At 45.0% G+C, this 9482-nt stretch carries 10 protein-coding genes; 6 read left to right on the top strand and 4 right to left on the bottom strand.

The window, feature by feature from the left end:
- The first annotated feature begins 203 nt into the window (after positions 1-203).
- Positions 204-1277 (top strand): class I SAM-dependent methyltransferase, encoded by a 1074-nt coding sequence (locus tag QUA56_RS32615; RefSeq protein WP_333366962.1) that lies wholly within the window; start codon positions 204-206, stop codon positions 1275-1277.
- A 34-nt stretch (positions 1278-1311) separates the two neighbouring features.
- On the opposite strand, the gene QUA56_RS32610 is transcribed toward QUA56_RS32615, so the two are convergent.
- Entirely contained in the window at positions 1312-1578 is a 267-nt protein-coding gene (locus tag QUA56_RS32610) for a hypothetical protein (RefSeq protein ID WP_333366958.1), read from the bottom strand.
- A 203-nt stretch (positions 1579-1781) separates the two neighbouring features.
- Between QUA56_RS32610 and QUA56_RS32605 the strand changes: the two genes are divergently transcribed.
- A complete protein-coding gene (locus QUA56_RS32605; RefSeq protein WP_333366956.1) occupies positions 1782-2672 on the top strand; it encodes a Mo-dependent nitrogenase C-terminal domain-containing protein in 891 nt (296 codons plus the stop codon).
- 538 nt (positions 2673-3210) lie between these two features.
- Positions 3211-4251, top strand: coding sequence for a GTPase ObgE (obgE, locus tag QUA56_RS32600; protein WP_333366953.1), 1041 nt, complete (start codon positions 3211-3213; stop codon positions 4249-4251).
- A gap of 448 nt (positions 4252-4699) precedes the next feature.
- Here the strand turns inward: obgE and QUA56_RS32595 are convergent, their stop codons facing one another.
- Positions 4700-5077 carry a hypothetical protein gene (locus QUA56_RS32595; RefSeq protein WP_333366951.1) on the bottom strand — a complete coding sequence of 126 codons (378 nt, stop codon included), beginning with the start codon at positions 5075-5077 and terminating at the stop codon, positions 4700-4702.
- Between the two features lie 105 nt (positions 5078-5182).
- On the bottom strand, positions 5183-5338 hold the full coding sequence (locus QUA56_RS32590; RefSeq protein ID WP_333366948.1) for a hypothetical protein: 156 nt from the start codon (positions 5336-5338) through the stop codon (positions 5183-5185).
- Between QUA56_RS32590 and QUA56_RS32585 the strand changes: the two genes are divergently transcribed.
- From QUA56_RS32585 to QUA56_RS32575, 3 genes are all read left to right on the top strand, one after another.
- Entirely contained in the window at positions 5337-6242 is a 906-nt protein-coding gene (locus tag QUA56_RS32585) for a D-hexose-6-phosphate mutarotase (protein ID WP_333366946.1), read from the top strand. The genes QUA56_RS32590 and QUA56_RS32585 overlap by 2 nt on opposite strands.
- Positions 6243-6464: 222 nt before the next feature.
- Positions 6465-7991 carry a phosphomannomutase/phosphoglucomutase gene (locus QUA56_RS32580; RefSeq protein WP_333366943.1) on the top strand — a complete coding sequence of 509 codons (1527 nt, stop codon included), beginning with the start codon at positions 6465-6467 and terminating at the stop codon, positions 7989-7991.
- A 52-nt stretch (positions 7992-8043) separates the two neighbouring features.
- A complete protein-coding gene (locus QUA56_RS32575) occupies positions 8044-8271 on the top strand; it encodes a hypothetical protein (protein WP_333366940.1) in 228 nt (75 codons plus the stop codon).
- A 424-nt stretch (positions 8272-8695) separates the two neighbouring features.
- Here the strand turns inward: QUA56_RS32575 and QUA56_RS32570 are convergent, their stop codons facing one another.
- Positions 8696-9097, bottom strand: coding sequence for a hypothetical protein (locus QUA56_RS32570; RefSeq protein ID WP_333366937.1), 402 nt, complete (start codon positions 9095-9097; stop codon positions 8696-8698).
- Positions 9098-9482: the final 385 nt, after the last annotated feature.

Below are 9482 nucleotides of genomic sequence, written 5' to 3'. Positions count from 1 at the left end.
CCGTTCCACAAGAAGAAAATTCCCTCTTTGTGGAACAGGCATCTTGCCTGTTATTGAAAAGGGTGCAAGATGTGAGTTATGACAAATAACGAATAACAAATAACAAATAACAAATAACGAATAACAAATAACAAATAACGAATAACAAATAACGAATAACAAATAACTAACAACTAACAACTAATCACCTCTTCGCGGAATTTATGGGCGCCGAAAGTACGATCGACCAAACCGAACAGCTACCGCTGGTAGTAAATCCCGATATTCTCCAGCAAGCTATCCTCTACAAAATTAATACTCGCATCATCGCTCGCGGAGAATTAGTATTTCCCTGTATCCCGGGAATGCTCAGCCACTATCTCAAGGCGATCGAACAGCTATTTCGCACTCTCGACAGACCCCTGCCAGAACAACGCAGAGACGAACTCAGCAAGCTTTTAGCCACCAAGTTAGAACAAGGCTACCGCACCTCCACAGCATCGATGCTGATCCTGCAATACGAATCAGTGCAGCCGCCGCAAACCGGTTTAGCCTGCAAAGTGATTGTTACTACCTCAACAATGGGAGAACAGTACAAAAGCTGGGTAGACACCAGAGAACCTCCGCTTTTCGGCTCTCATCCAGACGCAAAATTGATGGCGACGGCTGCTAGATTGGGAAATCCCGATCGAGTGCGGATTTTGGACGTGGGAGCTGGTACCGGCCGCAATACCTTGCCGCTGGCGAGATTGGGCTATTCTGTGGATGCGATCGAGCTAACCCCAGCTTTTGCAGAACAATTGAAAGCGGCAGTAACAGCCGAAAACCTTCCCGTGACAGTTACCGAAGGCGATGTGCTCGACCCCTTAATGCGGATGAAACCGGCCCGCTATCAGTTGGCAGTTGCCGCCGAAGTCATCTCACATTTTCGAGACAGCGATCAAGTACGGCTTTTCCTCGCTAAAATGTGCGATTCCCTGTGTCCCGGAGGCCTGTTGCTGTTCAGCACATTTTTAACCGTCGGCGACTACCAGCCAGATGTCCTGGTGCGACAAGTTGCCCAACTCTCCTGGTCTACTTTATTTACCCCCCAAGAACTCGCCACCGCAATGGAAGGGTTGCCCTTAGTCCAAATATCCGACGAATTGGTGTTTCAGTACGAACGCCACCACCTGCCAGAAGGAGCCTGGCCGCCGACGCCCTGGTTTCCCAGTTGGGCAACCGGTCGAGATGTGTTCCCGATGGCAAACGGACGCCCGCCAATGGAATTGCGCTGGATTTTGTGTCGCCGCAGTTAAAAAAAATCAGTCATTCGATTTTAGATTTTCGATTTTAAATTTTCGATTGACCCCACGGATAAATTACGTGGCGGGTACCATCAAGAAATTCTCGGTCATTTAGAGACGGCCACAGCAATCGCAACCCTTGAACGGCGGTAACAGTTGCATCAGCTCTTTTTTTTTCCAAGTCATAAAGCCTGCTCGCTGTCAAATATTGCGACGCCACTACACAAAAAGTTACAAAAATATATATTAAGATATAAACATAGCGAAATTCGATCGCCCCTGGGTGATAAACCCCGTGTCTGATTAGATTCAACGCTTGCAAACCTTTTATTTGTTGCCAAAAATTGGTTTGCTCGCGGCAATCGAGTTTGAATAAAAGTCGATCGCCCTCTCAATCGGTGCAACTAGAGTTAAGATGAGTCCAAGAAACCTATTCCTCCAGATAGATGACGTTTTAAGGAATAGGATTACCCAATAGATTAGCTCGCTAGTTAGCGATGCTCCTGAGAAACAAATATGCTTTTAACACGTCCACTACAAGCGTTTGGAGCAATCTTCGAGCACAAACCTTCAACAAATAGATCGATCGAACAAAAAAGCAGTAAAAATTCTTGGGAGGGGAATATCGATCCCGCTGTAAACGAACAAATTGACTGGTATATCCAAATGGAAATGCTAATGAGTAACGCAAAATCTTCCTGCACCGATGAAGAGATTACTGCTTGGCTGCGCGGATTGCTGACAATTGCTTGGGCAGACGGCAACTTTGACGAAGACGAGCAAAAAATGATTGCGAATCTAACTCAGGATGAACTACATCCGATATCTTTTGAGGAGGTTTTTGAACCCATTGCCCCAGAGGAACTAGCTGCTGTGTTAGGGAAAGGCACAGCCAACGGCGAGAATTTTTTGAGAACAGCAGTAATGGTAGCCTTGGCAGACGGTACCTACTCGCTCTCGGAAGACGAGGTACTTTACAAGTTTTGCACAGCTTTGGGTCACAGCGTCGAGGCGATCGAAGCTCTGCGACACACCATCGAAGACAGCAAGTGCGAGCCGCAGGGGCCCAGCAGCCAAATAGTCTTTGATGCGAATGTCGCCCCCGTCGCCGGAACACCGCTTTCATCTCGACTACCTCAACCTCACCACAAAAATGTCCTGCAACCAGTCAAAGACTGGCTTGACGCCTGGGAAGTTCACGACCCCAGAGTCGCACACTTTGTCTGCAAAATGATTCCGCCGCAGTGTCCGTTTGAGCGAGATGTCGTGTTATTCGGACGCAAAATCGTGCACATTCCGGCGATGTGCAAGATTAACCCGCTTTACGAACAGTTGGTGGGGATGCGCTTTCGATCTCTCTGCTATTTGGCAGATGATTGCAAGGAAGATGTATCGATATATTGTTAGCAGTCAGTGGTCAGTAGTCAGCAGTCAGCAGTCATTAGTCATTAGTCATTAGCCATTCTTGTGAAATCTTGGATTAATGACTGTAACTATTAACCAATGACTACTAATTAGTCCAACACGCAAAAACCTGGTTTTTCTACAAAAAAACATCGTTACAGCGATCCGCCCCAGTAGAAAAACCAGGTTTATTCAGTTTTTGTGGGTAAGTCCTGCTAATATTAAATCCGCTTTGATAATACCAAGTCAAAAAAAGTTTTGCTACAATCTTCAATCTCATACAAATTATTAAAAGTCGCAGACCCAAGAGCCGGAAACGGCACTGCCGTTTCCCTACAGATGCTCGGGTAAAATCTGTCGGTATGCACTACTTTTCAGAATTGGTATAACTATATTTTTCCGGCGACTATAAGTCGCGACTGCACTTGCTTGGAGTCCGCCTCTGCACACTCAAGGAAAAGAGGAATATTGTACTTGGATCTGGTATCATAGCTAATGACTAATGACTAATGACTTCTGACTATTGACTACTGACTAAATTATGCAATTTATCGATCGAGCAGATATTCAAGTCGCAGCCGGCAAAGGCGGCGACGGTATGGTAGCTTTTCGCAGAGAAAAGTATGTACCGGCGGGCGGGCCGAGCGGCGGCACCGGCGGGCGGGGCGGTTCTGTGTTTATGGTGGCGGTGGAAAGCCTGCAAACGCTGCTAGATTTTCAGTACAACCGGATTTTTAAAGGCGAAGACGGGAAGCGAGGCGCGCCGAAGAATATGACTGGGGCTTCTGGGGACGATCGCACGATCGAAGTTCCCTGCGGTACAGTTGTTTACGACGCGGAAACTCAGGCAATCTTAGCAGATTTAGTAACGCCCGGACAGACTTTTTGCGTAGCTAAAGGCGGCAAAGGCGGTTTGGGAAATAAGTGTTTTCTGACCAATTCTAACCGCGCTCCCGATTATGCGATGCCGGGAAAAGAAGGAGAACACAAATTTTTGCGGCTGGAATTGAAGCTATTAGCTGAAGTGGGAATTCTCGGGATGCCGAATGCTGGCAAATCCACCTTAATTTCGGCTTTGTCTGCGGCTCGTCCCAAAATAGCAGATTATCCGTTTACAACTTTAGTCCCGAATTTGGGCGTAGTCAGAAAACCCAGCGGCGACGGTACGGTGTTTGCCGACATTCCGGGATTGATTGAAGGAGCACACGAGGGCGCGGGTTTGGGTTACGAGTTTTTGCGGCACATTGAGCGGACTCGGTTGCTGCTGCACTTGATCGATGTTACGGATGAAGATCCGATCGCCAATTATGTCACAATTCAGGAAGAATTGAAGGCTTACAGGCGCGGTTTAGCCGATCGACCGCAGATTTTGGCTTTTAATAAGGTAGATGCGATCGACCTCGAAAGCGAAGAAATCGGTAATTTAATCAGCAGACTTAAAGAAATTAGCGGCGCTCCTGTTTTGTTGATTTCCGCCGTTAGTAGAGTTGGATTGGATGAATTGATGCAGCAAGTTTGGCAAAAACTCGACGAGATGAACGAGCAAGAGGCTGAGGAACAGTTAGCAGTCGGAGTTTTGTAACCCGGTTCTGATTTATAAGATTTTGCGGGAATCGACAGGTGTTTTTTTAAGGGGTCAAGTTTTTCGGCTGTATTGCTGGCACAGCATGGGTTTGAGCTACGCAGCCGAAAAAAATGATTCACGCAAACGCTGTAAGTTGTGATGGCGTGCTTGAGAATGGTTTGCACCTGCGGGAAAACCGTATTTCCCTGTCTAGGGCTTGAAACGCTTGCAAATGCCAAGATTGCCACAATCAAAAAAATCGAGAAAAACCATAAAACCCTATCAGGGATTTTCCATTATTTTTGGAAATTGATATAAAAAACCAGTTTTCTAATCTTTGCACAATTCTCAGAAACCGGGTTTCTTTCCAAATACTCTCGCCACCCACCTAGATTTTCTCAGAAACCCGGTTTCTTAATCTTTGCAGAATTCCCAGAAACCGGGTTTCTTAACTCAATCAGTGCGATTAGGGATTGACCACAATAATTCCTTTACCAGGGCCTGCGAAAATTTCAACCTGAGCAACTCGTCCAGTACCAGCATAAAATCTGACTTCGGCTTTCGCTTCAGAAGGCATTGATTTCCAACTACCATCTGAGGAAACTAGAGTAGTTTTCAATCCATCATTCCAGTTAATTATAATTTGGTTGGGACTCTGCTGGATCGAACAGCCTATTGTTTGTGCCTGTTTTTGATTTTGTCCGTAGAAACTACATTTAGAGCTATAATTTTCACCAGAGTTTCTCGTCTGGGCTTGAGTAGTGGTACTGAAAACTATTGTAGAACCTAGCAGCAAATTAGCCACTAAAAATGTGTTATAAAATAAAGATGACTTGAGCTTCATATTTAGTATCTCCAGATACAATAATGGGGTATTCTTTCAAAATTCAGCCAGTAAAAATTAAACCAGCATGAAAATTCAACAAACCTTGTTAACTGTCAAATCCCTTTAATCTCCTCCCAACACCACAATGCAACCAACATTTGTCTCCACATCATAACCTATTAACCGATCGCACCCTCCCAGGTCAAACTCAACAATACAAAAAAATCTAGCCACCATAATATCGGATAATTGTGAAGCAATTAACCAGGCAAACAGCATGAGTATTGACCAATTAAACACAGACTACGGCATTGCCGGCCACCTCACCTTCGCCACCGGAAACGGTGGTTTCCCGATGATTCACATCGACAACGGCCAAGCCAAAGCCTTAATTTCTGTGTATTCCGGCCAAGTGCTCTCCTTCCAACCAGCCACCGAAACCGCAGACTTGATGTTCGTCAGCGAAAAAGCCTACTACGCCGAAGGTAAAGCCATCAAAGGCGGTATACCCATCTGTTGGCCCTGGTTTGGCCCAGATCCCGAAGCCTTGGGGCGTCCCAGTCATGGGTTTGTGCGGAATCGCCTCTGGAATGTCGTCAACACCGCCACAACCCCTGACGGCGCAACCAAAGTCACTCTAGGACTCAAAGATACCGACGAAACAAGAGCAATTTGGCCCCAAACCTTTGAACTGGCGATCGCAATTACGATCGGTACCAGCCTCACTGTAGAATTAATCACCCGCAATCTAGGTGACAAAGCCTTTCCCCTCACCCAAGCTTTCCACACCTATTTCCAAGTCGGTGATATCAACCGCGTGCAGGTTTTGGGTTTAGAAAATAGCCAGTATCTTGATAAAGTTGATGGTGGTGTAGAAAAAACTCAAGGAGGTGCAGTGGTAGTAACAGGTGAAGTCGATCGCATTTATCTCGATGTCACCAATGAATTAGTCATTGACGATAGCGCTCTCAATCGTCGGATTCGCATTAAATCCTCTGGTAGCAAATCCACCGTAGTGTGGAATCCCTGGGTGACAATTTCTGCAAACATGGCCGACCTTGATGATGCAGATTATCAGCGCTTGCTGTGCGTAGAAACGACCAATGCCGCTACAGATATTGTGGAAGTTCCCGCTCACGGTGAGTTCCGATTACAGGCAATTTACAGCGTTGAACGCGACTGAGGAATGAGAGCTTAATCTCAGCGGTGATGGAGCTAAAATTGTGATAATTGGATTCAAAAACTCTATCACCGTAACGCATAATTGCGAATCCGAGATTTCTACCCTCTTTATTTATTAGTCCGCATCGGCGAAGCCTGATTTCAGCTTAGGCGAACGTTGTTTGTATCGGTTTAAACCGCCGACGACTTTTTACTTTCTACCTTCTAATTACCATCAATTATTATGCAAAACTTCAACTGGACAAAACTTCAAAATGGCTCAGACATTCGCGGTATCGCCCTCGAAGGCGTTCCCGGTGAAAAAGTCAACCTAACGCCAGAAATTGCCACAATCTTAGGTAAATCCTTTGTCAGTTGGCTGGTGCAAAAAGTCAACAAACCCGCCGCAGAATTAACGATCGCGATCGGGCGCGACAGCCGCCTATCAGGGCCAACCTTAATGCAATCTGTCACGGACGGGATCGCCTCAGTTGGTTCAACAGTGTACGATTTTGAAATGGCTTCAACCCCTGCCATGTTTATGAGTACCATAACCCCTGGTTTTGATTGCGACGGCGCGATTATGCTCACTGCTAGCCATTTGCCATTCAATCGCAACGGCTTAAAGTTTTTCACCGCCAAAGGTGGCTTACAAAAACAAGATATTACCCAAATATTAACACTAGCTGCCACTAATGAATTTCAGTCAGCCGCAGCGCCCGGTAAAATTATCAAAAATGATTTTATCTCAGTTTACGCTCACCAATTTGTCACAAAAATTCGGGAAGCAGTCAATCATCCCGATAACTTTGAGCAGCCTCTGACAGGGTTGAAAATTGTTGTGGATGCGGGGAATGGTGCTGGCGGATTTTATGTCGATCGCGTTTTAAAACCTTTAGGTGCAGACACCACAGGAAGTCAGTTTTTAGAACCCGATGGCACTTTCCCCAATCATGTCCCCAATCCCGAAGATAAACAGGCAATGCAGTCAATTTGTCAAGCGGTAATTGAACATCAAGCTGATTTTGGGATTATTTTTGATACCGATGTCGATCGCAGTGCGGCTGTCGATGGAGTTGGCAATGAACTTAATCGCAATCGCTTAATTGCCTTGATTTCTGCGATCGTATTGCAAGAGCACCCAGGCTCTACCATTGTCACCGATTCTATCACCTCCGATGGCTTAACGCAATTCATCGAACAGGATTTAAAAGGAATTCACCATCGCTTTAAACGCGGCTACAAAAATGTGATTGACGAGTCGATTCGCCTCAATGAAGCCGGACAGGAATCGTGGCTAGCCATTGAAACCTCTGGACATGGAGCTTTAAAAGAAAATTACTTTCTAGATGATGGCGCTTATTTGGTTAGTAAATTATTGATTGAGTTAGCTAAATCAAAGCTGGCAAATCAATCTTTGCCGGATTTAATTGCGAATTTAAAAGAACCGGAAGAAAGTGCAGAATTTCGGATTAAAATAGGTGTGGATGATTTTAAAGCGCAGGGCGATCGCGTTATCGAGCAACTGCAAGATTTTGTGTCAATGCAAGCAGACTGGAAAATCGTTCCGAATAACTATGAAGGTCTGCGAATTTCCTGCACGTCAGCTAGCGAATCCGGCTGGTTTCTGTTACGCTTATCGCTACACGATCCGGTGATGCCTTTGAATGTTGAGTCTAATTTTAAAGGTGGTGTCGATCGTATAGTGGCTAGGCTTTTAGCTTTTTTCCAAACAACCGAATACCTTGATTTATCGGCACTGTCGAAGTAAGCTTAACTCTAGACTATTAGTTAGTAAACCAAACCGTAGGAGGAATTTGAGCGTGTGGGTTTTAATCATTAAATGTTCTGCTGCAAGCTGGGATATCCATTCCAAAGCTTTCAAAGCAATTGCTGCCAAATATCCGGCTACGCCTCTTTCTTCAAAAAAAATGAAAGGCGATGCTCAACGCATCATGGAATATCAACTGGAAAACGTCAATGACGTAGAAGAGTTTATGGAAGAATGCTTGAAATTAGATGGTTTCACTGCCAGTTTTGAATCACTGTAAATAGAGGTGACAAGACTCTAGCAATTCTCAATCTGTATTTTCCAGCCTTTGAGAGTGAAGAATGGGGAATTAATCGTGAGGTAATAGTGGGGAGATTTGATACAGTTTTATATAGCCTTTCTCAAAAAGATGAGGTATGATTGACAGATTATATAACCACTTAAACTGAGAGGGCTGAAGCCCAACTACGTACCTCATCTTTCTGAGAAAGGCTATAAGTTTGGGAAACTGCTATTAAATCTAAATGCAGAACAGCTTATTTGTTACAGGGATTTTTTGCTGGTAACAATAGTCGGAACAGTTTGTATGGTGTAGGCTAAAACTCTTGATAATGCGCTGACAGTTCTATTGCCTGTTAGCGCAGTTTGCACGAGACGATCGCCTAAAATCATACGATTGGCGATCGAAACTGTCCAAAGTGTTGTTAAAATGGGTTTGAGTCGCGAATTGGCCCGTTGTAATCGACTGTTACCCTCCCCTCTTGGGAAACAGTAACAACCGTCTCTACCGTATAGACAGACGAACCGGGTTTGTAACCTTTAAAAGTAAATGTCCAAGTACCGTTGCCATTGTCTACAAAAGGCGATTGAGACGAAACACCGTGCATCGCTGCTTCGGCTCGATATTTCCCCAAACCCCCATTAGCAATTTCTGCTGCTTGACGGGCTAAGTTTTTCGCCCGATTGAGTTCGATATTGTTGGAAATAACAGTAATTTCGTTGAGTTGAGTTTGAGGAGAACGAACGGGATTGCTCGAGGCGGGGAAGACTCCAACAGCTAAAGTTGAGAGCGCTAGCAAACAAGCAAGTCGGATGTTTAGTTTCATAATACAAGCTGATTTATAGTTTGTAAACTCTACAGGAGATGCGCTAAAAGACCCGGAACAGCCAAAAATTGTTTGAGTTGCCTCGAATTGTTGACCCCAATCAAATTCAGTCGCCTCATTGCGGCGGGTTTTGTACTGAAATTGTTGCCGGATTGGACTATTTCAAGTCTTACCCCCTGCGAAGCCGTACCGAGTATATAATAACCAATCATATCGTTTCTGGTTGCATCGGAATCATAAAATCGAGTCAACAGTTAACACTCAACCATTCAGTTTTTAGACCCCGATTCAACAGTCAACCGATTTGAGATTTGAGATTTGAGATTTGAGATTTTTAACAGTCAACAGTCAACAGTCAACAGTCAACAGTCAACAGTCAACAGTC

Source organism: Microcoleus sp. N3A4 (assembly GCF_036701805.1).
Taxonomy (GTDB): domain Bacteria; phylum Cyanobacteriota; class Cyanobacteriia; order Cyanobacteriales; family Microcoleaceae; genus Microcoleus.
This window is presented reverse-complemented; position numbering and strand designations above follow the sequence as displayed.